The sequence below is a fragment of the Klebsiella sp. 141240 genome (genome assembly GCF_050600805.1).
In the GTDB taxonomy this organism is placed as follows: domain Bacteria; phylum Pseudomonadota; class Gammaproteobacteria; order Enterobacterales; family Enterobacteriaceae; genus Klebsiella; species Klebsiella aerogenes.
On the sequence record NZ_JAQIRK010000016.1, the window covers coordinates 31,720 to 54,156 of the forward strand.

24 protein-coding genes are annotated in these 22,437 nt (G+C 56.5%); 8 read left to right on the top strand and 16 right to left on the bottom strand.

All coding sequences use genetic code 11. The features are described 5' to 3' along the window. Positions 1 to 26: 26 nt before the first annotated feature. Positions 27 to 350: an AzlD domain-containing protein gene (locus PGQ95_RS21400; RefSeq protein WP_045378791.1), complete on the bottom strand. Its 324-nt coding sequence runs from the start codon at positions 348 to 350 to the stop codon at positions 27 to 29. Then, positions 350 to 1,009 carry an AzlC family ABC transporter permease gene (locus PGQ95_RS21405; protein WP_213317848.1) on the bottom strand — a complete coding sequence of 220 codons (660 nt, stop codon included), beginning with the start codon at positions 1,007 to 1,009 and terminating at the stop codon, positions 350 to 352. The genes PGQ95_RS21400 and PGQ95_RS21405 overlap by 1 nt, the downstream gene beginning before the upstream one ends. Before the next feature lie 100 nt (positions 1,010 to 1,109). Here PGQ95_RS21405 and PGQ95_RS21410 point away from each other — a divergent pair, with 100 nt between their 5' ends. Then, positions 1,110 to 1,658, top strand: a complete 549-nt coding sequence (locus tag PGQ95_RS21410) for a helix-turn-helix domain-containing protein (RefSeq protein WP_087858746.1) — start codon at positions 1,110 to 1,112, stop codon at positions 1,656 to 1,658. A 40-nt stretch (positions 1,659 to 1,698) separates the two neighbouring features. Here PGQ95_RS21410 and rhaM read toward each other — a convergent pair whose 3' ends face one another. The 5 genes from rhaM to rhaB form a co-directional block, all read right to left on the bottom strand. Next, complete coding sequence (gene rhaM / locus PGQ95_RS21415) at positions 1,699 to 2,013, bottom strand: L-rhamnose mutarotase (protein ID WP_087858745.1); 315 nt, start codon at positions 2,011 to 2,013, stop codon at positions 1,699 to 1,701. After that, complete coding sequence (gene fucO / locus PGQ95_RS21420; RefSeq protein WP_087858744.1) at positions 2,010 to 3,158, bottom strand: lactaldehyde reductase; 1,149 nt, start codon at positions 3,156 to 3,158, stop codon at positions 2,010 to 2,012. Before fucO ends, rhaM begins: the two co-directional genes overlap by 4 nt. A gap of 31 nt (positions 3,159 to 3,189) precedes the next feature. Continuing rightward, positions 3,190 to 4,014, bottom strand: coding sequence for a rhamnulose-1-phosphate aldolase (gene rhaD / locus PGQ95_RS21425; protein ID WP_113374891.1), 825 nt, complete (start codon positions 4,012 to 4,014; stop codon positions 3,190 to 3,192). An 80-nt stretch (positions 4,015 to 4,094) separates the two neighbouring features. Then, entirely contained in the window at positions 4,095 to 5,354 is a 1,260-nt protein-coding gene (gene rhaA, locus PGQ95_RS21430) for an L-rhamnose isomerase (RefSeq protein WP_113374892.1), read from the bottom strand. Next, entirely contained in the window at positions 5,351 to 6,817 is a 1,467-nt protein-coding gene (gene rhaB / locus PGQ95_RS21435) for a rhamnulokinase (protein WP_430919260.1), read from the bottom strand. Before rhaB ends, rhaA begins: the two co-directional genes overlap by 4 nt. Before the next feature lie 311 nt (positions 6,818 to 7,128). Here rhaB and rhaS point away from each other — a divergent pair, with 311 nt between their 5' ends. Together rhaS and rhaR are read left to right on the top strand one after the other, a co-directional pair. Continuing rightward, positions 7,129 to 7,965, top strand: coding sequence for an HTH-type transcriptional activator RhaS (gene rhaS / locus PGQ95_RS21440; RefSeq protein WP_113374895.1), 837 nt, complete (start codon positions 7,129 to 7,131; stop codon positions 7,963 to 7,965). Positions 7,966 to 8,037: 72 nt separating this feature from the next. Continuing rightward, positions 8,038 to 8,886 carry an HTH-type transcriptional activator RhaR gene (gene rhaR / locus PGQ95_RS21445; protein WP_271032456.1) on the top strand — a complete coding sequence of 283 codons (849 nt, stop codon included), beginning with the start codon at positions 8,038 to 8,040 and terminating at the stop codon, positions 8,884 to 8,886. 8 nt (positions 8,887 to 8,894) lie between these two features. Here rhaR and rhaT read toward each other — a convergent pair whose 3' ends face one another. Next, entirely contained in the window at positions 8,895 to 9,929 is a 1,035-nt protein-coding gene (gene rhaT / locus PGQ95_RS21450) for an L-rhamnose/proton symporter RhaT (RefSeq protein ID WP_032706783.1), read from the bottom strand. A 290-nt stretch (positions 9,930 to 10,219) separates the two neighbouring features. Between rhaT and sodA the strand changes: the two genes are divergently transcribed. Continuing rightward, entirely contained in the window at positions 10,220 to 10,840 is a 621-nt protein-coding gene (gene sodA / locus PGQ95_RS21455; protein WP_430919262.1) for a superoxide dismutase [Mn], read from the top strand. 72 nt (positions 10,841 to 10,912) lie between these two features. Then, positions 10,913 to 11,587: a 6-hydroxyaminopurine reductase gene (gene yiiM, locus PGQ95_RS21460; protein ID WP_113374897.1), complete on the top strand. Its 675-nt coding sequence runs from the start codon at positions 10,913 to 10,915 to the stop codon at positions 11,585 to 11,587. Positions 11,588 to 11,649: 62 nt separating this feature from the next. Here yiiM and cpxA read toward each other — a convergent pair whose 3' ends face one another. Further along, positions 11,650 to 13,023 carry an envelope stress sensor histidine kinase CpxA gene (gene cpxA, locus PGQ95_RS21465; protein WP_015368938.1) on the bottom strand — a complete coding sequence of 458 codons (1,374 nt, stop codon included), beginning with the start codon at positions 13,021 to 13,023 and terminating at the stop codon, positions 11,650 to 11,652. Then, complete coding sequence (cpxR, locus tag PGQ95_RS21470) at positions 13,020 to 13,718, bottom strand: envelope stress response regulator transcription factor CpxR (protein ID WP_015368937.1); 699 nt, start codon at positions 13,716 to 13,718, stop codon at positions 13,020 to 13,022. Before cpxR ends, cpxA begins: the two co-directional genes overlap by 4 nt. Before the next feature lie 149 nt (positions 13,719 to 13,867). Here cpxR and cpxP point away from each other — a divergent pair, with 149 nt between their 5' ends. The 3 genes from cpxP to pfkA all read left to right on the top strand — a co-directional run bounded on the left by cpxP (position 13,868) and on the right by pfkA (position 16,592). Next, positions 13,868 to 14,371, top strand: a complete 504-nt coding sequence (gene cpxP / locus PGQ95_RS21475; RefSeq protein ID WP_015368936.1) for a cell-envelope stress modulator CpxP — start codon at positions 13,868 to 13,870, stop codon at positions 14,369 to 14,371. A gap of 158 nt (positions 14,372 to 14,529) precedes the next feature. Then, positions 14,530 to 15,426 carry a CDF family cation-efflux transporter FieF gene (fieF, locus tag PGQ95_RS21480; RefSeq protein ID WP_430919265.1) on the top strand — a complete coding sequence of 299 codons (897 nt, stop codon included), beginning with the start codon at positions 14,530 to 14,532 and terminating at the stop codon, positions 15,424 to 15,426. A gap of 203 nt (positions 15,427 to 15,629) precedes the next feature. After that, a complete protein-coding gene (gene pfkA / locus PGQ95_RS21485) occupies positions 15,630 to 16,592 on the top strand; it encodes a 6-phosphofructokinase (RefSeq protein ID WP_015368934.1) in 963 nt (320 codons plus the stop codon). A 67-nt stretch (positions 16,593 to 16,659) separates the two neighbouring features. Here the strand turns inward: pfkA and rraA are convergent, their stop codons facing one another. The 6 genes from rraA to cytR form a co-directional block, all read right to left on the bottom strand. Continuing rightward, positions 16,660 to 17,145 (bottom strand): ribonuclease E activity regulator RraA, encoded by a 486-nt coding sequence (rraA, locus tag PGQ95_RS21490; protein WP_015703948.1) that lies wholly within the window; start codon positions 17,143 to 17,145, stop codon positions 16,660 to 16,662. Positions 17,146 to 17,237: 92 nt separating this feature from the next. Next, positions 17,238 to 18,164: a 1,4-dihydroxy-2-naphthoate polyprenyltransferase gene (gene menA, locus PGQ95_RS21495; protein WP_087858760.1), complete on the bottom strand. Its 927-nt coding sequence runs from the start codon at positions 18,162 to 18,164 to the stop codon at positions 17,238 to 17,240. Positions 18,165 to 18,231: 67 nt separating this feature from the next. Continuing rightward, a complete protein-coding gene (gene hslU, locus PGQ95_RS21500) occupies positions 18,232 to 19,566 on the bottom strand; it encodes an HslU--HslV peptidase ATPase subunit (RefSeq protein ID WP_045395296.1) in 1,335 nt (444 codons plus the stop codon). A gap of 9 nt (positions 19,567 to 19,575) precedes the next feature. Next, a complete protein-coding gene (gene hslV, locus PGQ95_RS21505) occupies positions 19,576 to 20,106 on the bottom strand; it encodes an ATP-dependent protease subunit HslV (RefSeq protein WP_015368930.1) in 531 nt (176 codons plus the stop codon). Positions 20,107 to 20,197: 91 nt separating this feature from the next. Beyond that, positions 20,198 to 21,166: a cell division protein FtsN gene (ftsN, locus tag PGQ95_RS21510; protein ID WP_113374899.1), complete on the bottom strand. Its 969-nt coding sequence runs from the start codon at positions 21,164 to 21,166 to the stop codon at positions 20,198 to 20,200. 93 nt (positions 21,167 to 21,259) lie between these two features. After that, on the bottom strand, positions 21,260 to 22,288 hold the full coding sequence (gene cytR / locus PGQ95_RS21515; protein ID WP_015368928.1) for a DNA-binding transcriptional regulator CytR: 1,029 nt from the start codon (positions 22,286 to 22,288) through the stop codon (positions 21,260 to 21,262). Positions 22,289 to 22,437 lie beyond the last annotated feature (149 nt).

Genomic DNA, 22,437 nt, shown 5'->3' on the forward strand with positions numbered 1-22,437 from the left:
TCGAAAGAGCGCCTCAGGGCGCTTTTTTAGTTTATACCCGCCAGGCGTAGCAACGCCGTCACCACCGCCGCGGCGATAATCACCACGATAAGCGGCATCTTGCGCCAGGCAAGGAACACGGCAAAACCGACGCCAAGTACCCGCGCCATGCCGGAAAAATGCTCGCCTTCATAAAAGGTGGTTGCCAGCGCCACGGAAAACAGCAACACCGTCGCGGCATCAGAAAGCAGCGCCTGTGAGCGCTCGGAAAACGCTAAACGGCTGCCAAGCTTTGCCCCGCCCAAACGCATCAGGTATGTGCCGATCGACAGAATCGCGATCCCGGCGATAAACAGCGTCATATTAGCCATTATTTTTTCCTCGCCAGTAAGCCAAACAATGAGAGCAGAACCGGTAATCCAACCGGCGCGAAGGGCACGGCGGCAAGCGAAATAACCGCGCCGCTGCAGGCACGAATCAGTGTGGTACGTTTTTTAAAAGCCGGTACCACCAGCGCCAGCAGGATAGCCGGGAATACCGCATCCAGGCCGATGGTTTCTGGAGCGGGTAACAATTTCCCGACCCCGGCGCCCAGCAGGGTACCGAGCGGCCAGATGAGCGCCACGCCTAGCCCGCAGAGCCAGTAGGCGGCTTTACGTTGCTCCTGGGTTTTCTGCGACAGGCCGAACACCACGCTCTCATCATTCATGATGTGGCAGCCGAGCAGGCTGGCGGCGCGGGCGCCGACCAGATCGCGCACGGTGACGCCAAAAGGAACGTGGCGGGCGTTCACCAGTAAACCTGCCGCCGCCGCGGCGAGCGGGTTACCGCCGCTGGCGACAATACCGATAAACATAAACTCAGAGGCACCGGCCAGCACCGTAATGGAAAGGACAAACGGCACCCACAGCGGAAAACCGTAGGCCATCGCTAATGAACCGTAAGACATGCCAACCACGCCGACCGCCAGGCATACCAGAATGATTGCTTTAATGGTGTCTCCACTGAGACAGGAAAATTTGTAACGCATACGCTTTAGCCATATCGAACGAATTTCCATTATAATGAACGCAACAGAATGGTTTTTCAAGACGAACGATTCGTTCGATATAAAATACGAGGAGCGGTGTATGACACAGCCCATCAGCGTAATTGCTAAAAGCCTGGCGCGCGAGCGTTCGCGCACCGGGCTCTCACTGGCGGAGGTGGCGCGCCGCGCCGGGATAGCCAAATCGACCCTGTCACAGCTGGAGTCCGGCAATGGCAACCCTAGCCTGGAAACATTGTGGGCGCTGTGCGTGGCGCTGGACATTCCCTTCGCCCGCTTACTGGAGCCGCAGGCCAACCAGACCCAGGTGATTCGCCGCGGCGAAGGCACTAAAGTGGTTGCTGAGCAGGCCAACTATCAGGCCATTTTGCTGGCGGCTTGTCCCCCCGGCGCGCGTCGCGACATCTATCTGCTGTTGACGCAGCCCGGCGCCGATCGGATCTCGCACCCGCACCCGCCCGGGTCGGTTGAACATATTATTATCACTCAGGGGCGCGCGCGCGTTGGTCTTACCGAAGCGCCGGAAGAGCTGGGGGAAGGGGATTACATCTGCTACCCGGCCGATCGGGAACATCTCTTTCAGGCGCTGGAGCCGGATACCCAGGCGCTGCTGGTGGCAGAGCAAAACTAATAGTAGTAATTCAAGCGGCCTGATAAAACAGGCCGTTTTTTTACGCAAGATAAAACACTTCGCTCAGTTCAACGCTTAGCGGGCTGTTATCCGGATTCGTCGGCATCACCTCGCGCATATAGCGCCACCAGCGTTGGCAGACCTCGGTTTCCGCCACCGCATTCCAGCGAGCTTCCGATTCAATTTCCACCGTGGCGAATAGCAGATGGCGCTGTTTGTCGAGATAGATTGCATAGTGGTGCGCGCCATGCGCTTTCAGCGTGGCTTCCAGTTCAGGCCAGATGGGATTATGACGGCGCTGATACTCCTCGTGGGCGTCGGGATTAACCTGCATCACGAAGGCTTTGCGGATCATAACGCCTCCAGGTATAACTCGCGCACCTCGTCGCGGCTGGCGCTGCGCGGGTTACAGGGCGCACAGGGGTCGGCCAGCGCTTTATCCAGCCAGCCTTCGATGTCGGCCTTACTGACGCCAAGCTGGCTAAAGCCTTCAGGAATACCGACTCGTTTGCTCAACGCGCGAATCGCATTAATCGCCGCCATGCTGGCGGTTTCGTCGCTCATGCCGCCCGTATCGACGCCCATCGCCTGGGCGATGCGGGCAAAACGCGCTACCGCGTTCGGGCGGTTAAAGTTTTCGATGATCGGCAGCAGGATGGCATTACAAACGCCGTGCGGCAGATTGTGGGTCGCGCCCGGCTGGTGCGCCAGCGCGTGTACCAGACCAAGACCTGCGCTGTTGAACGCCATTCCTGCCAGATACTGACCGTATGCCATCTGCTCGCGGGCCTGCAGATTGTGCCCGTCATCAACGGCCAGCGGCAGCCACTGGTGAATTAAGCGAATCGCTTCCAGCGCGTTGGCGTCGGTCAGCGGATGGGCGCCGACGGAGACAAACGCCTCAATAGCGTGGGTTAACGCATCCATACCGGTCGCGGCGGTAACCGACGGCGGAATATCGAGCATCACGCTGGCGTCGTCGACGGCAATATCCGGGATGATGTTTGGGTCGATGATGACCTCTTTCACCTGACGTTCGCTATCGATAATCACCGCGTTGCTGGTCATTTCAGCGGCGGTTCCGGCGGTGGTGTTTATTGCCACCAGCGGCACGCCGGCATTCTTCACTTTGCCCACGCCGGAATAGGCGGTCGATGGCGCCGGGTTAGCACTGAGAATTTTCACCGCCTTAGCGGTATCGATCGGGCTGCCGCCGCCGAAGGCGATAATATAGTCGCACTGCGCCGCACGGAATGCGGCGATACCTTGCTGAACCAGCGCTTCGGTTGGGTTCGGAAAGACGTTATCGAACAGATGATAAGACAGTTGATGCGCTTCCAGCGCCTGAAACAGGCTATCGAGCAGGCCCATTTCCACCAGATGGCCGTCGGTGACAATCAGCGCTTTTCCCCACTGCTTGTCCGCCACCAGGCTCACCATATCGCCGATCGCGCCCGCGCCATGCAGGCTGATTTTCGGCAGTGCCAACATAAAGCTCATGATTATTCTCCTTACAAAGCGACTCGCTTTCTTAGAGCGCCAGCGCGCTGGCCAGCGGCGTGACGCCAAAGCGTTGGCCTAACGCAATCAATTCTTCGCGGCTAATCGTCTGTTTCATGCCGCCCATCGAATAGACTTTCACCAGCACCTCGGCGGATTTCTCGGCGGTATCGATTAGGCCGAAAGTCTCATCCAGCGTCGGTCCGCTGCCGAAGACGCCGTGGAATGGCCACAGCACCAGAGAGTGTTTCTGCATTTCACCGGCGGTCGCCTGGCCAATCTCGTCGGTGCCCGGCACCATCCACGGCAGAATGCCGACGCCGTCCGGGAACACCACCAGGCATTCGGTGCTGCCTTCCCAAAGCTTGCGGGTGAACAGATCGCTGTTGTTCTCCAGCACGTAGGTCAGGGCGATCAGGTTGGTGGCATGGCAGTGCATGATCACGCGATCTTTGCCGCCGGTGGCTTTGATGCGCTCGCAGTGCGATAGGAAATGCGCCGGCAGTTCCGACGTCGGCACGGCTTCTTCCGTTAACCCCCACAGAATGAAGTAGCCCGCGCCGTCGTTGTCTATTTTCACCACTCCGAGATTGGCGGCGGGATCGAGCTGCACATTACGGAAGAATTTACCGGAACCGGTAACGATAAACGGCTGATTAGCCAGTTCCGGCATCGGCTGGCTTAAGGCGATATAGCGCGGCTGAGCGTGAAAATCGGCTTTGAATGGCGCGATATCCGCTTCATCCAGGCGCAGCGTCAAATTACCGCCGTTACGCTCGTCCCAGCCTTTAAGCCAGGCGTCGGAGGTGGCTTTGATCATGCCCTGAACGAACCATGAATTGATGATGTTGTGCATAGTCTTGTCTTTCCTGTTGATTCGTAATAGGTGTTTCCCCGGATAAACCCTGTACGGCGCAATCCGGGGAAAGTCAGGCATTAGCCGCGCTGGCTCAGCACGTCTTTTTCATAGGTCCGCACGTTTTCCAGCCACTGGCTGCCTGCCGGCGTATCGTGACGCTGACAGTACATCTCCCAGATGGCCTGCCACGGCAGAGATTTCTGCTCTTCGAGCAGCGCCAGACGGGCGGTGTAATCACCGTCGTTTTCCAGCTGGCGCAGCAGCGCCGTCGGCTCCAGCAGCGCGCGCAGCAGGGCTTTTTTCATGTTGCGGGTGCCGATAACCCACGCCGCGATGCGGTTGATGGAGGCATCAAAGAAGTCGAGGCCGATATGCACGCGGTCGAACAGGTTGTGGCGGATAATTTCGCTGGCGATGGCCTGGGTTTCGTCATCCAGCAGCACCACGTGATCGCTGTCCCAGCGTACCGGGCGGCTGACGTGCAGCAGCAGGCGCGGGATATAGAGCATGGCGGCGGAGATTTTGTCGGAGATGACTTCCGTCGGATGGAAGTGGCCGGCATCCAGGCACAACGCGGTTTGACGGCTGGCGGCGTAGCCCATGTAGAATTCATTGGAGCCCACGGTATAGCTTTCGGCGCCGATACCGAACAGCTTGCTCTCAACGGCGTCGATATGGTGCGCCGGATCGAGCTTTTCGCTGATGACCTCATCCAGCGCGTTCAGCAGCCGCTGGCGCGGGGCGAAGCGATCGACGGTAATATCTTTCATGCCGTCCGGCACCCAGATATTCATTACCGATGGCGTCCCAAGCTGCTCGCCGAAATAAGCGGAGATGCGGCGGCTGGCTTTACAGTGATCGATCCAGAACTGACGAATCTCCGGGTTGGCGTGCGACAGCGTAAAGCCGTCGGCGCTTAGCGGATGCGAGAAGCAGGAAGGGTTAAAATCGAGCCCCAACTGGTGGCGTTTCGCCCATTCCACCCAGTGCTTAAAGTGTTCCGGCTTGATTTCATTACGCGCGACCGGCGTGGCGGACTCAAGATAAATCGCGTGCAGATTAAGGCGCTTCGGCCCCGGTATCAGGCTTAGCGCCTGTTCGAGGTCGGCGCGTAGCTCCTGGGCATTGCGCGCTTTGCCGGGATAGTTGCCGGTGGCCTGAATGCCGCCGGTTAAGTTGCCTTCCGGGTTTTCAAAGCCCGCCACGTCATCGCCCTGCCAGCAGTGCATTGACACCGGCAGACGGTCCAGCTGACGCAGAGCTTCCTCGGCATCTACGCCGATGGCGGCATAGCGCTGCTTAGCAATTTCCCAGGCTTGTTCAAGTTGAGTGGTCATGCGCAAAGCTCCTTTGTAGGTTGTGGCTGAAATTGCGCGACGAAGCGGGCAATTTCGCTATCTGAATGTGGGGTGAACGTGGTGAGCGACGCGTTGTCGCGTACCACCTGACGGAATTCATCGACGTTGTGCAGTTCATCCAGCGTCATCAGCTGGATGCCGATATTGCCAAGCGTGGAGGCTTCAATGGGGCCCGCCACCACCGGCAGGCCGCAGGCATCGGCGCACAGCTGGTTAAGCAACGCGTTCTGGCAGCCGCCGCCGACGATATGTAACTGGCTAAAAGGGTGGCCGCGGAGTGCTGCAAGCTCGCCCAATACCCGGGCATACAGCAGCGCCAGGCTGTCAAAAATGCAGCGCGCCAGTTCGGCGGGAGTGACCGGAATCGGCTGGGCGGTCTCCGCGCAGGCGGCCTGAATTTCGGCGCTCATATTGGCCGGGTTAATAAAGCGATCGTTATTGCAATCAATCAGGTAACGGCAGGCTGGCAGCATCGCCGTGTCGACAATCAGCGCCTGCAGATCGCTAATGTTCTGCTCTTGCAGTACCCGCTGCAGCAGCCATAGGCCCATGATGTTTTTCAGTACCCGATAGCGTCCCTCAGCGCCGCCTTCATTAGTGATATTCGCCTTCAGTGCTTGCTGGCTGGTGTAAGGCGTTTTACTTTCAAAGCCCATCAGCGACCAGGTGCCTGATGAGAGATAGGCGGCATTTTTATCCGCCAGCGGCGAGGCGATCACGGCGCTGGCCGTATCGTGGCTGGCGACGGCGACCACCGGGATGCGGTTACCCTGCGGGCAGATCCAGTGGCCGATAACATTGCCCGGATGCGTCGGCGTACCGAACCAGTCCGGCTGCGCGCCGCTCCAGCGGAGCAGCTCGTCATCCCAGTTATCGCTATTGATATTAACCAGTTGCGTGGTGGTGGCGTTGGTGTATTCCCAGTTCATCGCGCCGGTCAGGCGGTAGCTGAAGTAGTCTGGGATCAGCAGCGCATGGGCGACCTGTTCCACCAGCGTCGGCTGCTGGCTGACCAGCGCCCGCAGCTGATAAAGGGTGTTGAACGGCAGAAACTGGATGCCGCTGCGGCAGTAGATATTGGCGCGGCCGAGGTGTTCGATTGCCTGCGCCATCAGGCCGTGAGTGCGGCTATCGCGATAGGAAACCGGCAGGCCGACGCGCTGGCCGCGTTTATCCAGCAAGACGAAATCAACGCCCCATGTGTCGATACCGATGCTGTCGATCAGGATCCCCTGTTCGCATACTTTCACCAGCCCACAACGAATTTCCGCTTCCAGGCTATCGATATCCCAGCAATCGTAGCCATCCACTTTCTGCAGGCGGTTAGTGAAACGATGAACCTCGCGCAGCGTCAGCGATCGCGTCGCGGTTGCATAATTCGCGAGCATGACCCGACCGCTGGATGCGCCTAAATCAACGGCGACACAATGACGAATACTCATGGCACGACCCTTCTTAAAATCATTACAGGCAGTCTAAAAAAGGCGTCTCTGCGTCACCTTCTCGCTACTGACAGAGAAAACGGACGGCTGGCAACACAGCAAAGGTGACCGTGAGAAGCGTCACAGTTTCGTTTTATGGGCGGCGCGAGGTGCGGTGTGATGTTGGCCGCAGTTCCGGAAATTTCCGGCTGGTTCTTGAAAAAACGGCAGGTTTTACGCGGTTCACGGTCAAAAATTGAAGGCCGGATTGCCGGCCCTTAATTACTATTTGCGGCGACGGTTGATAATTTTTCTCATTCGTGGAGGCTGCTATGACCGTGTTGCACAGTACGGATTTTTTTAAGGCCGGCGTCTCGGCGGTGGCGATTGAACCGCGCCTTCCTCAAGCGGCCTTTCCAGAACATCACCATGATTTTCATGAGATTGTCATCGTTGAACAGGGTACGGGCATTCACGTTTTCAACGGCCAGCCCTATACCATCAGCGGCGGTTCGGTTTGCTTTATTCGCGATCACGATCGCCATCTTTACGAACACACTAATAACCTGTGTCTGACCAACGTGCTCTACCGCGCGCCGGATGCTTTTCGTTTTCTGACCGGCGTGAACCAGCTGCTGCCGCAGGAGCAGGACGGCAACTATCTGTCACACTGGCGGGTCAACCAGACGGTACTGCAGCAGGTGCGGCAAATCGTCGGTCAGATGGAAAAGGTCGGGCAGGGCATCGAACCCCATACCATCGCCAGCCGTGAAATCCTGTTTATGCAGCTACTGGTGCTACTGCACAGCAACAGCCTGGCGGAAGGCGCCGGCAACCACGAGGCGCGGCTGAATCAGCTGATGGCCTGGTTGGAAGACCATTTTGCCGAAGAGATATGCTGGGAGGAGGTGGCGGCGCAGTTTTCGCTCTCTTTACGCACCCTGCATCGCCAGTTAAAGCTGCAAACCGGGCTGACGCCCCAGCGCTATCTCAACCGGGTGCGCCTGATGAAGGCGCGGCACCTGCTGCGCCACAGCGATGATAGCGTGACAGAAATCGCTTATCGCTGCGGTTTTGGCGACAGTAACCATTTTTCGACGCTATTTCGCCGTGAATTCGACTGGTCGCCGCGCGATATTCGCCAGGGGCGCGACGCTATTCTTCAGTAACGCGAGAAGAGTCAACGTATTGCCTGACCAAAATGCGAATAATGGTTGGTTTCCGCGTCGGGAGTAAAAGTTGTGGCAGGTCAGCTGGTGCTTCGCAAAGATGAGTTTTTTGCTTCCCCCTCGCAGGCGGTCGCGGTGGCTGACCGCTACCCGCAAAACGTCTTCGCCGAGCATACCCATGAATTTTGCGAGCTGGTGCTGGTGTGGCGCGGCAACGGCCTGCATATCCTCAACGATCGCCCGTGGCGGATTACCCGCGGCGATCTCTTTTATATCCGCGCGGAAGATAAACACTCTTATGCTTCGGTCAACGACCTGGTGCTGCAGAATATTATTTATTGCCCGGATCGACTGCGGCTCAATTTTGACTGGGCGGCGCATATTCCGGGATTATTCGGCACGACCTGGCAGCCGCACTGGCGGATCGGCAGCAGCGGCATGGCGCAGGTCAGGCAGGTGATTAACCAGTTGGAACACGAAAGCGCGCGGCAGGATGCGCAGGCGGATAGCATGGCGGAACTGCTGTTTGCCCAACTGGCGCTAACGCTCCAGCGCTATCGCTACGCCACTGATAACCTGGCGGCGACGCAAAGCGAAACTCTGCTCGACAAACTGCTGACCGAACTGGCCGGTAGTCTTAATCGTCCCTTTAATCTGGATAGCTTCTGTCTGCGTGAAGGCTGCAGCGAACGCGCGCTACGCCAGCAGTTTCGCCAGCAAACGGGAATGACGATAACTCACTATTTGCGCCAACTGCGGATCTGCCATGCGCAGTATTTACTGCAGCATACCGAGCGGCTAATCGGCGAGATCGCCATGCAGTGCGGGTTTGAGGACAGTAACTACTTTTCGGTGGTGTTTAATCGGGAAATTGGCATGACGCCGGGACAGTGGCGGCAGCGCAGTCGCGCCGCCGCGTGAAGGGGAAATCAGTTAGCCATTCCCAGGCCGACGATATTCGCGGCGATGATAATCACCACGCAGCCGAGGCTGAGCACGCTGACCGGGCGGCGTCCGGCGTTGTTCCACTCTTTCAGCACCAGCCCAACCAGCCCGCCACACAGTACGTAGAAGCTCATATGCAGCATCCAGCTCATGTAGTCATACTGCGCCGGGATACTGGCGTGGCCCCAGGCATAGAAGAAGAACTGCAGATACCACATTAGCCCGCCCAATGCGGAAAGCAGAATGTTGCTGATGATAAGCGGTTTTGCCAGCGAGAAGTCGGCTTTTAGCGACAAATCCTTCACTTTAGCGAGGCGAATAAAGCAGAAGCCGAGGTTGACCAGCGCGCCGCCGCCCATGATCACCACGTAGCTTGGCAGCGCGGTATACAGCGGGTCGACGCCCAGCGCCGCGGCGGCTTCATGCATTGGTTTAGCGGCGTTCATCGCAAATGACATGCCGGCGGAGAAAATACCGCACATTACCGCCAGCATCAGCCCTTTTTTCAGGTTGAACTCTTCCGCTTTGATGCCCATTTTGCGCTCTTTAAGCTGGCCGGCGCGGGTGACGATACCCACACCAATCACCGCTACCAGAACGCCGAGTAGGGTCATTTGTCCGCCTTTGGTGTGAATCAACACATCAAAGTGGCCGTTGAGGATCGGCGTCATTAAGGTACCGACGATAAGCGTAATGCCGATAGCGATACCGATACCCATCGACATACCCAGATAGCGCATGGTCAGGCCATAGTTGATGTTACCGATGCCCCACATCGCGCCGAACAAAAACACCGGCAGCAGCGTGGAGGCGCTAAACGAGCGGTAGTAGGCCCAGAAATCGGGCAGCAGCATGGCGCTTATCGCCCACGGCAGAATCAGCCAGGAGACAATCCCGCCGATCGACCACATGGTTTCCCACGACCAGTGTTTCACCTTCTTGAAAGGGGCATAAAAACAGGCGGCACTGGCAGCGCCGATTAAATGCCAAAAAATTCCCATCGTAATCGCATGATTCATTGCCTTTACCCTCATCTGTGTTGGGTTGGATAGACTCTCTCCGATGCGATGAGTGTAAAAATTGCGCAGTTTTTACGCCTTTGAGCTGTTGCCACCTCAGACGAAACTCTGGCAATCAGGGGCTTAATGGGTTGTTTTGGCTCACAAACCGGCGTGTATCTATTTTGGGTATAACCTTAGTAAAACTACGGCATTGATAATCATTTTCAATATCATTTAATTAACTATAATGAACCGACTGCTTACGCGGCGTTAACACCCTCTGCCGCCCGATAATAATGGAGATGATTATGAGTTATACACTGCCATCCCTGCCGTACGCTTACGATGCTCTGGAACCGCATTTCGACAAGCAGACGATGGAGATCCATCATACTAAGCATCACCAGACCTACGTTAACAACGCTAACGCAGCGCTGGAAAGCCTGCCGGAATTCGCTAACCTGTCCGCGGATGAGCTGATCACCAAACTGGATCAACTGCCGGCTGACAAAAAAACCGTACTGCGTAACAACGCAGGCGGCCACGCTAACCATAGCCTGTTCTGGAAAGGCCTGAAAACCGGCACTACCCTGCAGGGCGACCTGAAAGCCGCTATCGAGCGTGATTTCGGTTCTGTGGACAACTTCAAAGCTGAATTCGAAAAAGCGGCAGCAACCCGCTTTGGTTCCGGCTGGGCGTGGCTGGTGCTGAAAGGCGACAAACTGGCCGTCGTTTCTACCGCAAACCAGGATTCCCCGCTGATGGGCGAAGCCATTTCCGGCGCTTCCGGCTTCCCGATTATCGGCCTGGATGTGTGGGAACACGCTTACTACCTGAAATTCCAGAACCGCCGTCCGGACTACATCAAAGCCTTCTGGGACGTGGTTAACTGGGACGAAGCAGCAGCGCGTTTTGCCGCCAAAAAATAAGGTTGCATTGTGCTAAGAGAGAAGCGAGTCTGATGACTCGCTTTTTTTATATCCGTAGCAAGGAGAGCAGCAATGCATTACCCGGTGAATGTCTTTGTCGGCAAAATCAGGGACTACGACGGTAGCCGCCCCAGCGCAATTGGCAAAATCCAGGTCGATGGCGAACTACAGCTCGGCGATCTCGGGCTGGAAGGGGACGAGCAGGCGGAAAAGAAAATTCACGGCGGGCCGGATCGCGCGCTGTGCCACTATCCCCGCGAGCATTACCTCGACTGGATCCGCGAATTCCCGCAGCAGGCCGATCTGTTCTGCGCCCCCGCATTCGGTGAAAACCTCTCTTCCGAAGGACTAACGGAAAAAAATGTCTATATCGGCGATATCTTTCGTTGGGGCGAGGCGCTGATTCAGGTCACTCAGCCGCGCTCTCCCTGCTTCAAACTGAATTACCATTTCGGCATTAGCGATATGGCGCAACTGATGCAGAACAGCGGCAAGGTTGGCTGGCTCTACCGCATTATTGCCGGCGGCCAGGTCTCCAGCGATGCGCCGCTGGAGCTGGTATCGCGATTAAGCGATGTGAGCGTGCATGAGGCTGGCGCGATTGCCTGGCATATGCCGTTTGACGACGACCAGTATCACCGTCTGTTATCGGCGGCGGGCCTGTCGGTAAGCTGGAGCAGAACCATGCAGAAACGGCGTTTAAGCGGGCAGATCGAGGATAATTCGCGCAGATTATGGGGGAAATAATTCCCCCATATTGAACGTGGCAACCCGTAGCCCGGCTCAGCGTAGCGCAAGCCGGGACAGGCTCAGGTTCGTTTATACAGCGGCAGCCAGATTGTTAATCGCAGGCCACCCAGCGGGCTATCGTCGGCTTTAACCCAGCCGCGATGTTGCTGAATCGCCGTTTCGACAATCGCCAGCCCCAGACCGGTGCCGCCGGACTCGCGATCGCGAGCCTCGTCGGTACGATAGAACGGACGGAAAATCTGTTCGCGATCCTCCGGGCTGACGCCCGGGCCGTCATCATCGACGTTGACCGTAATCCCGTCTTTATCCACCGAGAAGCTGACGGAAATTTTCGTGTGCGAGTAGCGCAGCGCGTTGCGCACGATATTTTCCAGCGCGCTTTCCAGCGCATTGGGGTTACCGTACAGCGGCCAGGGGCCCGGCGGATACTCAACGGTAAATGATTTCCCCATCTGTTCGGCTTCAAATGCCGCGTTGTCCAGCACTTCGCCCCACAGCTGATTCGCTTTCACCGTCTCGCTGACCAGCGCGTTTTTCGCCTGATTACGCGACATCACTAGCAGGTCGTTGATCATGCTGTCCAGCCGATGCGCTTCGGTTTCGATACGCTCCAGCTCTTTGCTTTCACCGCTGCGGCGGCGCAGCAACGCGGTGCCTAGCTGCAGGCGGGTTAACGGCGTGCGTAGCTCGTGCGAGATATCCGACAGCAGCCGCTGCTGGCTGGTCATCATTCGCTCAAGCGCGGTCACCATCTGGTTGAAGCTGGCCCCGGCGGCCAGAAACTCCTGCGGACCGGCTTCCAGCTCCGGATGCTGCCGCAGGTTACCCTGGGCAACTTCGTCGGCGGCGTTTTTCAACTTGCGCGCCGGCTTCGCCAGGCTCCACGCCAGCCAGAGCAGCAGCGGGGCGCTGACCAGCATCGTCACGATAAGCAGTAATAGCGGACGGTCAAACAGCAGGTTGATGAAGTCGGATTGTGAAGTGCTGGCAGGGCGGATGAGATAAAGTTGATAATTATCTTCACCATCCCTGACGGAAAACGGGCCGACCATCTCCAGGCGTCCGTAACGCTTCTTCTGCGGATGATCGGCATTATCGGCCTGGCCGATAAAGTTACGAATGATCTGCATTTCGTTGCGTTCTGCGCCGATCACGCGGCCTTCGCTGGTGACCAGCAGCAGTCGCTGCCCCGGCGGTGCCCACTTATCGATGGCGCGAAACAGACGTCGCCACCACATCAAGTCGTTCGGCGGATCGTTCGCCAGTTCGGCCTCGACGTGTTGCTCAATCATGATGCCCTGACGTTGCTCGCTTTCCAGCAGCTCGGTCATCTGGCGCGAGTCCAGCTTGGGCAACATCAGTACCAGCATCAACACCAGCGCCAGCGTGAGCCAGAAGATAGCGAAGATGCGTGCGGTTAAACTTCCAATCATGAAGCAGAAACCATCAGATAGCCGCGTCCGCGCAATGTTTTAAACCACGGATGGCCGTCTTTGCGCTCCGGCAGCTTACGCCGCAGGTTGGAAATATGCATATCGATAGCGCGGTCGAACGGCGTCAGCCGCTTGCCCAACACTTCCTGGCTTAAGTGTTCACGTGACACCACCTGACCAAGATGCTGCGCCAGCAGATACAGCAGGGTGAACTCGGTGCCGGTCAGCTCCAGCGTTTGCCCATCAAAATTGGCTTCCTGACGGCCCGGATTGAGGCTTAACGCATCCACTTCCAGGGTCGGAGAACCGGATTCGGTAGTCTGCTGCTGCTCGCTCCAGTGGGAGCGACGCAGAATCGCGCGTATACGCGCCACCAGCTCGCGATCGTTAAACGGCTTAGGCAAATAGTCATCCGCCCCGAGTTCGAGGCCGAGAACGCGATCCAGCTCGCTTCCGCGCGCCGTTAGCATGATAACCGGGGTCTGGTGTGTCTGACGTAATTCTTTAAGCGTGTCGATACCGTTTTTCTTCGGCATCATCACATCAAGCAAAAGGAGATCAATGCTGTCGTCAAGAAGCGCCAGCGCCTGTTCACCGTCATGGGCAACGAGCACATTAAAACCTTCCATATCGAGCAGCTCTTTTAACAGGGAGGTGAGCTCCCGGTCATCATCAACTAACAGGATTTTATTCATTGTTTAAATACCTCCGAGGCAGAAATTACGTCATCAAGGCTCGCTAATCCATGACTTTACGTTGTTTTACACCCCCTGACGCATGTTTGCAGCCTGAATCGTAAACTGTCTCTCGTTGAATCGCGACACAAACGTTTTGGGAGTATGTGATGCGCAATGTTATCGCTGCCGTCATGGCCTCAACGCTGGCGCTAAGTGCTACTAGCCAAGCCGCTGAAGTCGTTACCGGCGTTAACTGGCTCCACGGTGAAGAGGGAGCCCAGCGCAGCGGCCAGAGCCATATGTTTGACGGCATAAGTCTAACCGAACAGCAACGACAGCAGTTACGGGATCTTATGCAACGGGCGCGCCATGACCGGCTCCCTGTTAATGTTAGCGAACTGGAGACAATGCATAGCCTTGTCACCGCAGATAAATTTGATGAAAGCGCTGTGCGCGCTCAGGCAGAAAAGATGGCGCAGGAACAGGTTGCCCGCCAGGTAGAAATGGCGAAAGTCCGCAACCAGATGTATCACCTGCTAACCCCTGAGCAGCAAGCGGTTTTAAATGCTAAGCACCAGCAGCGTATGGATCAGTTGCGTGAGGTTGCAAGGATGCAGAAAGGCTCAGCCATGATGCTTTCCAGTAGTAGCAGTACCGTGCAACCCAAGTAACAAACCCTGTTTTCCTTGCCATAGACACCATCCCTGTCTTCCCCCACATGATGTGGGGGTTTTTTTTGTCTTTTTTTCGCCTCAGCCGCCGCATGCCCGTTCATCTTCCGGGTAAAAGTTCAGGTTATACTAAGCGCATCGCCGGAAAAGGAGCGTTTATGAAACAATCTTATGGGCGGCTGGTGAGTCGCGCGGCTATTGCCGCGACGGCGATGGCCTCCGTGTTACTTTTGATCAAAATTTTTGCGTGGTGGTATACCGGTTCGGTGAGTATTCTGGCGGCGCTGGTGGATTCGCTGGTGGATATTGCCGCCTCGCTGACCAACCTGCTGGTGGTGCGTTACTCACTACAACCCGCTGATGAAGAACATACTTTTGGCCATGGGAAAGCGGAATCGCTGGCGGCGCTGGCGCAGAGCATGTTTATTTCCGGTTCGGCGTTGTTTCTGTTCCTGACCGGGATCCAGCATCTGATTCGCCCTGAACCGATGCAGGCGGCAGGCGTCGGGATGGTGGTAACGCTGATTGCCTTGATAAGCACCCTGATGCTGGTGACCTTTCAGCGCTGGGTGGTCAGAAAAACCCAGAGCCAGGCCGTGCGTGCGGATATGCTTCATTATCAGTCTGATGTTATGATGAACGGCGCTATTCTTATCGCCCTCGGCCTCTCCTGGTACGGCTGGCACCGCGCCGATGCGCTGTTTGCATTAGGGATTGGCATCTATATTTTATATAGCGCCCTGCGTATGGGTTACGACGCGGTGCAATCGTTATTAGACCGCGCGCTTCCGGATGAGGAACGTCAGGAAATCATCAGTATCGTGAATAGCTGGCCCGGCGTCAGCGGCGCGCACGATCTACGAACGCGGCAGTCAGGGCCGACTCGCTTTATTCAAATACATTTGGAAATGGAAGATAACCTCCCTCTGGTACAGGCGCACGTGATTGCCGACCAGGTGGAGCAGGCTATTTTGCGCCGTTTCCCGGGATCGGATGTCATCATCCATCAGGATCCCTGTTCTGTGGTGCCGCCGGCGCGGCAGGGCGTTTTTTGAGCTTTCGGTTATAGTCTGTAAACTCGATGTAAAAATGTGGGGCGGGTAGGCATTTTTTGTATAAATTACCGCCATTTGGTCTGACCTGAATCAATTCAGCCAGAAGCGTTTGATATACTATTGCAATTATCGTCGTGCACTCCTGGTATGGGAGCGCTTCAGGCAACAGGATTATTTTTTGCTTCCTAAGTTCAGAGGTAGTCATGATTAAGAAAATCGGTGTGTTGACAAGTGGCGGTGATGCGCCGGGCATGAACGCAGCAATTCGCGGCGTTGTGCGCGCGGCATTAACGGAAGGTCTGGAAGTTTTTGGAATCTATGACGGTTACCTCGGCCTGTATGAAGATCGTATGGTTCAGCTTGACCGTTACAGCGTGTCCGACATGATCAACCGTGGCGGTACCTTCCTCGGCTCCGCTCGCTTCCCGGAATTCCGTGAAGAGCATATTCGCGCTGTCGCCATTGAAAATATGAAAAAGCGCGGCCTGGACGCGCTGGTTGTTATCGGCGGCGACGGTTCCTATATGGGTGCGATGCGTCTGACCGAGATGGGTTTCCCTTGCATCGGCCTGCCGGGCACCATCGATAACGACATCAAAGGTACTGACTACACTATCGGTTTCTTTACCGCGCTGAGCACCGTTGTTGAAGCTATTGACCGCCTGCGTGACACCTCCTCTTCGCACCAGCGTATCTCTGTGGTGGAAGTGATGGGCCGCTATTGCGGCGATCTGACTCTGGCGGCGGCGATTGCCGGCGGCTGTGAGTTCATCATGGTGCCGGAAGTAGAATATACCCGTGACGATCTGGTGGCTGAAATCAAAGCCGGCATCGCAAAAGGTAAGAAACACGCGATCGTGGCCATCACCGAGCACATGTGCGACGTTGACGAACTGGCGAGCTTCATTGAGAAAGAAACGGGCCGTGAAACTCGTGCGACCGTGCTGGGTCACATTCAGCGCGGCGGCTCTCCGGTTCCTTACGACCGTATTCTGGCTTCCCGTATGGGCGCATATGCCATCGAACTGCTGCTGCAGGGCTTTGGCGGCCGCTGTGTTGGTATCCAGAATGAGAAGCTGGTTCACCACGACATCATCGATGCTATCGAAAATATGAAGCGTCCGTTCAAGTCTGACTGGATGGATTGCGCGAAGAAACTGTACTAAGTTTCTCGGCATAACAAAAAGGCCTTCTCACTGAGAAGGCCTTTTTTATTACGGCGTAGCCGGAGCGTTATTCGATATCCAGCGCATCCTCGGAAAGGATGATACCGGTATTGTCAGCATACAGATGATCGCCGGAGAAGAAGGTAACGCCGCCGAAGTTGACGCGCACGTCGCTTTCGCCGATACCTTCCCCAGCAGCGGCCACAGGAATGGCGGCTAACGCCTGGATACCGATATCTAAATCTTCCAGGTCGTCAACCTGGCGCACCGCGCCATAGACCACCAGCCCTTCCCATTCGTTCTGTACCGCCAGACGCGCCAGGTCTGCGTCAATTAACGCGCGTCGTACGGAACCGCCGCCGTCGATAAGGAGAATATGACCACGGCCATTCTGCTCGAGCAGATCGTAGAGCAACCCGTTATCCTCGAAACATTTTACCGTAATGATCTGTCCACCAAACGACGACCGCCCTCCAAAGTTGGAAAACAGCGGTTCCACGACATTGACATCTTCCTGGTAGATGTCGCAAAGCTCGGAAGTATCGTATTTCATAGGCTTAACGTTCAGTTGCTGCGAGAATTTTTAGTATATCCCGTGAACTGCATTGTTTGCAAAATCATCAATTGTTAATTGATATTTGTCAGTTATGCCGCCAGCTTACTGCCGATAATCCCGATGACAAACAGCAGGTTGGTTAATAATGCCGCTTTGACCGTGCGTTCGAGCATCGGACGCATCGCCACCGGTTCGCGCTCACGCATGACGAAACGCGCCTGTTTCACCAGTAGCGGAATGGCGAGAATAAACAGCCAGCCCCACAGGCTGCGCAGCGCCAGCAGGTTAAACAGCGCCAGGCACAGCGGAGCGCCGAGCAGCAGGACGCTGTGATAACGGCGGGCGTTCACCGGCCCCAGACGGACCGCCAGCGTATTTTTACCGTTCTGACGGTCGCTATCGATATCGCGCAGGTTATTGATATTCAGCACCGCGGCGGCCAGCAGACCACAGGCGGTAGCGGGCAGGAAAATAACCGCGTCGATGCTGTGCGCCTGTAGATACCAACTGCCGACAACGCTCAGCCAGCCGAAGAAAACCAGCACCGAGATATCGCCAAGGCCAATATAGCCGTAAGGACGCGTGCCGACGGTATAAGTGATAGCCGCGATAATCGACAACCCGCCGAGCACCATAAAGCCGATGAAGTCCGCCATTGTCTGCCAGGCGGAGAACAGCAACGCCAGGCCGGAAAGGCAAATCAGCGCTACCGTTACGATCAGCGCGCGTTTCATCTGCGATTGGGTGATGGCGCCTTTTTGCATTCCGCGCAGCGGCCCGATACGGTCAGGTTTATCGCTGCCTTTAACGGCGTCGCCATAATCATTGGCGAGATTAGATAAAATTTGCAGCAAACCGGCGGTAATAAGCGCCAGCAGCGCGACCAGCGGATCGAAGTGGCCTTGCTGCCACGCCAACGCGGTGCCGACGACGATAGCGGCGAACGCCAGAGGTAATGTTTTGGGACGCAGGCTTTCAAGCCAGGCCCTGGTGCGTGTTATCGGTTGTTCAGTCATTTCTTTCAGCCAAAAAAATGGGGCTATCATAGCCCCATCGTGTGTGATGAAAATGCATTGAACCGGATTATAGGATAAAACGGCTCAGATCTTCATCTGCCACCAGAACATCCAGGTGTTTACCGACATAATCACCGTCGATGGTCACCGTCTGGCCGTTCATTTCGCTGGCATCATAAGAGATGTCTTCGATCAGACGTTCCAGCACCGTGTGCAGGCGACGCGCGCCGATATTTTCGGTGGTTTCGTTAACCTGCCATGCCGCCTGAGCGATACGCTTGATACCATCTTCAGTGAATTCGATATTCACGCCTTCGGTGGCCATCAGCGCTTTGTACTGCACGGTGATGGAAGCATTCGGCTCGGTCAGAATACGTTCGAAATCATGGGTGGTCAGCGCTTTCAGCTCAACGCGGATCGGCAGACGGCCCTGCAGTTCCGGGATCAAATCTGATGGGCTGGCGACCTGGAATGCGCCGGAGGCGATAAACAGAATGTGATCGGTTTTCACCATCCCGTGTTTAGTGGAGACGGTGCAGCCTTCCACCAGCGGCAGCAGGTCGCGCTGAACGCCTTCACGAGACACATCCGGGCCGGAGGAGTTGCCGCCGCGCTTACAGATTTTGTCGATTTCGTCGATAAACACGATCCCGTGCTGTTCAACGGCGTCGATAGCTTCTTGCTTCAGCTCTTCCGGGTTAACCAGCTTCGCCGCTTCTTCTTCGATAAGCAGCTTCATCGCGTCTTTGATTTTCAGCTTACGCGGTTTTTGTTTCTGGCCGCCCAGGTTCTGGAACATGGACTGCAGCTGGCTGGTCATCTCTTCCATGCCCGGAGGGGACATGATTTCAACGCCCATCGGCGCCGCGGCGAGGTCGATTTCGATCTCTTTGTCGTCAAGCTGGCCTTCGCGCAGTTTCTTGCGGAATGCCTGGCGCGCAGCGGAAGGTTCCTGCGGCTGTTCAGCCTGGCCCCAGTTGTTTTTCGCCGGCGGGATCAGTACGTCGAGGATACGCTCTTCGGCCATTTCTTCGGCGCGATAGCGGTTTTTATCGATGGACTGCATGCGGACCATTTTGATCGCGGCGTCGGTCAGATCGCGGATGATAGAGTCCACTTCTTTACCAACATAGCCCACTTCGGTGAACTTGGTCGCTTCAACTTTGATGAACGGCGCGTTGGCCAGTTTCGCCAGGCGACGGGCGATTTCGGTTTTACCGACGCCGGTCGGGCCTATCATCAGAATGTTTTTCGGCGTGACTTCATGACGCAGCTCTTCATTAAGCTGCATACGGCGCCAGCGGTTACGCAGGGCGATAGCAACAGAACGCTTGGCTGCGTCCTGGCCGATAATATGTTTGTCCAGTTCGCTGACAATTTCGCGTGGGGTCATTTCAGACATGGGAGATCCTTACGCTTTAGAAGGTAATTCTTCGATGGTGTGGAAGTGGTTGGTATAGATGCAGATATCCCCTGCAATATCCAACGCTTTCTCGGCGATGTCGCGAGCGCCCATTTCGGTGTTTTCCAGCAGCGCGCGAGCGGCGGCCTGGGCATATGGCCCGCCGGAGCCAATCGCAATCAAATCGTTTTCTGGCTGAACCACGTCGCCGTTACCGGTGATGATAAGCGACGCGTTTTCGTCAGCGACGGCGAGCAACGCTTCCAGTTTGCGCAGCATGCGGTCGGTACGCCAGTCTTTCGCCAGCTCAACGGCGGCTTTCACCAGATGGCCCTGATGCATCTCGAGCTTACGTTCGAAAAGTTCGAACAGGGTGAAGGCGTCAGCGGTGCCGCCAGCGAAACCAGCGATCACTTTGTCGTTGTACAGACGACGCACTTTCTTCACGTTGCCTTTCATCACGGTGTTGCCCAGCGTGGCCTGGCCATCACCGGCGATAACGACATGGCCGTTACGGCGAACACTAACTATTGTTGTCACGAGCAGACCCCTTGGTTGCAAAAGCGGAATAGGGGCCCCGCGCGTTACGCGGGGCAGAATGCAATTATAGATGGGGGGGATTTTTGGGGTTTCAACCCCTGGCGGCGAGACGAATGCAGTTTGCGTGCCCGGCCATCTTGAGACGGTTGATCATATCGTTGGCGTTCTCTTTGCCTTTCAGCGGCCCAATCACCACCCGGTTCCAGCCGTTGTTGGTGGTGATATGCGAAGCAAAGCCCTCAAAGGCCAACTGAGCGCGTACGGTTTCGGCCTGCTCAGCGCCTTTAAAGGAACCACACTGAACCATCCAGCTGCGATCGTCTTTCTTTTCGGCGGCTGCGGCTTTCGGCGCTTCCTCCACGCGGGCGACCGGCGCGGCGGCCTGGCTTTTCGGTTGCGCGGTGGTGTTATGCGCCGGCGTCTGCAGCAGATCCTGGTACGGCTGCTGGTTGGACGCGGTTTGCTTCGGCTGCTGTTGCTGCACCGGCTTCGGCTGCTGGACGCGCGGCTGTTGCTGCACAGTTTGCTGCTGAGTCTGCGCCCACTGTTGCTGCTGCGCCTGCTGCTGTTGCTGTGCCAGACGTTGACGCTGCAGCGTCTGCTGACGCTGCGCCGGCGTTTGTTCGTTCCACGGCACTTCGGTCAGCTGCGTGGGCTGCTGACGCATATCCGCCTGCATTTGCGCCAGCAACTGGCGCTGCTCGTCGGTAAGCTGCTCGGGTTTCATCACTTCGCCGCCGGCGGTTGGCTCAGTCGGCGCGCGAACGCCCGGCTGGCGGCTTTCCAGCTCTTTAATATAGCGCCAACGCTCTTCCGGCTTCGGCGGGAGACCATTGCCTGCCGCCTGACGGTTCTGCAGCGCTTCCGCTTCTTCTTTCTTGTGATGGGTAATGAAATACAGACCACCGATAAAGGCCACCAGCACGGCCGCTGCGATCGCAACCATAGTCGGTGAAATCGCCGGAAGGCTGCTTTGCTTGTTCCTTGAGCTTCGGGAGCTGCTCTTTTTGCGCCGCGAAGGAGCCGGTTGGCTGCGGCGTACATAATCTCGTTGTGCCACTATCGTTTCGCTGTCTTATATTCGTTCGTCAGCCCGCCATGTTACTTAAGCGGCGGGCCTTTGACCAGAAGAGCAGGCCCGAAAGCCTGATGGTTATCGTCTGATTTTTTGCGTACTGCCGCGAACGATCAGTTCGCAATCGAGCAGACGCGAGCCGCTGTTGACGTTACGGCCCTGCATTTGCTCGAGTAAAAGCAGCATTCCTTCACGGCCGATATCAAAACGCGGCTGTGAAACGGTGGTTAACGGCGGATCGCAAAATTCAGACAACGCGATGTTATCAAACCCAACAATCGATAAATCTTCCGGCACCCTCAGGCCGCGACGTTTGGCCAGCGACAACGCGCCCAGCGCCATAACGTCGCTATGGCAAAAGACCGCCGTCGGCGGCACCGGCTGCGCCAGCAGTTGCTCCAGCGCGTTGGCCCCGGCTTCAAAGGTAAAGTTGCCGCGGGCGATGTAGTGCGGATCGACGGTGATACCGCTGCGGCGCAGCGCCTGAACGTATCCCTGCAGCCGGTAATGGCACAGCGGCATATCCTCCGGCCCGGCGATACAGCCGATACGTTGATGCCCCAGTTCGTGGAGATAATTAACGGCATTAAACGCGGCGGTCAGGTTATCGATATGCACGGTAGGGAGCTCCAGCTCCGGCGCAAACTCGTTCGACATGACCATCGGCGGCAAATTACGCTGCTCTTCGACGCTGGCGTCGAACGGCAGGCGCGAGCTCAGCAGCACCATACCGTCAATTTGTTTGGTGATAATGAGATCAATAAAGGTTTTTTCTTTCTGATTCTGATGGGCGCAATCGCCGATCAGCACCAGATAGCCTTCGTCGGCGGCGGTCACTTCAATGCCGCGAATCACCTCACTGAAGAAGGGATCGCAAATATCCGGCACGATCACAAGGATCGTCCGCGACTCATTGCGTTTCATGTTACGCCCGAGCGATTGCGGTAAATAGCCGACTTCCTGCGCCGCCTGCTCCACCCGACTGCGGGTTGCCTGCGACACTTTGTCGGGATTCATTAGCGCACGGGATACGGTTGCCGTTGAAACGTTTGCCTTCAGGGCGACGTCTTTCATGGTGGCGGCAACCATTTGTTTTTTGGGCTTCACCTGGTTTCTCCTCGCTGACTGCGCAGACACATCCCTTGCGTGCTGACATCAGCAACATTTTTAACAGATAGTACAGCCTGAGAGTTACAGAATTTTCATGAAAAACGTGACGGTTGTTGAATTTTTCGATCCGCCTCGCAAGAGAAGCG

Bases quoted from the DNA above. Each gene is read 5' to 3' on its own strand.
- PGQ95_RS21400 (WP_045378791.1), bottom strand. From the start codon at position 350: ATGGCTAATATGACGCTGTTTATCGCCGGGATCGCGATTCTGTCGATC.
- PGQ95_RS21405 (WP_213317848.1), bottom strand. From the start codon at position 1,009: ATGCGTTACAAATTTTCCTGTCTCAGTGGAGACACCATTAAAGCAATC.
- PGQ95_RS21410 (WP_087858746.1), top strand. From the start codon at position 1,110: ATGACACAGCCCATCAGCGTAATTGCTAAAAGCCTGGCGCGCGAGCGT.
- rhaM (WP_087858745.1), bottom strand. From the start codon at position 2,013: ATGATCCGCAAAGCCTTCGTGATGCAGGTTAATCCCGACGCCCACGAG.
- fucO (WP_087858744.1), bottom strand. From the start codon at position 3,158: ATGAGCTTTATGTTGGCACTGCCGAAAATCAGCCTGCATGGCGCGGGC.
- rhaD (WP_113374891.1), bottom strand. From the start codon at position 4,014: ATGCACAACATCATCAATTCATGGTTCGTTCAGGGCATGATCAAAGCC.
- rhaA (WP_113374892.1), bottom strand. From the start codon at position 5,354: ATGACCACTCAACTTGAACAAGCCTGGGAAATTGCTAAGCAGCGCTAT.
- rhaB (WP_430919260.1), bottom strand. From the start codon at position 6,817: ATGAGTATTCGTCATTGTGTCGCCGTTGATTTAGGCGCATCCAGCGGT.
- rhaS (WP_113374895.1), top strand. From the start codon at position 7,129: ATGACCGTGTTGCACAGTACGGATTTTTTTAAGGCCGGCGTCTCGGCG.
- rhaT (WP_032706783.1), bottom strand. From the start codon at position 9,929: ATGAATCATGCGATTACGATGGGAATTTTTTGGCATTTAATCGGCGCT.
- sodA (WP_430919262.1), top strand. From the start codon at position 10,220: ATGAGTTATACACTGCCATCCCTGCCGTACGCTTACGATGCTCTGGAA.
- yiiM (WP_113374897.1), top strand. From the start codon at position 10,913: ATGCATTACCCGGTGAATGTCTTTGTCGGCAAAATCAGGGACTACGAC.
- cpxA (WP_015368938.1), bottom strand. From the start codon at position 13,023: ATGATTGGAAGTTTAACCGCACGCATCTTCGCTATCTTCTGGCTCACG.
- cpxR (WP_015368937.1), bottom strand. From the start codon at position 13,718: ATGAATAAAATCCTGTTAGTTGATGATGACCGGGAGCTCACCTCCCTG.
- cpxP (WP_015368936.1), top strand. From the start codon at position 13,868: ATGCGCAATGTTATCGCTGCCGTCATGGCCTCAACGCTGGCGCTAAGT.
- fieF (WP_430919265.1), top strand. From the start codon at position 14,530: ATGAAACAATCTTATGGGCGGCTGGTGAGTCGCGCGGCTATTGCCGCG.
- pfkA (WP_015368934.1), top strand. From the start codon at position 15,630: ATGATTAAGAAAATCGGTGTGTTGACAAGTGGCGGTGATGCGCCGGGC.
- rraA (WP_015703948.1), bottom strand. From the start codon at position 17,145: ATGAAATACGATACTTCCGAGCTTTGCGACATCTACCAGGAAGATGTC.
- menA (WP_087858760.1), bottom strand. From the start codon at position 18,164: ATGACTGAACAACCGATAACACGCACCAGGGCCTGGCTTGAAAGCCTG.
- hslU (WP_045395296.1), bottom strand. From the start codon at position 19,566: ATGTCTGAAATGACCCCACGCGAAATTGTCAGCGAACTGGACAAACAT.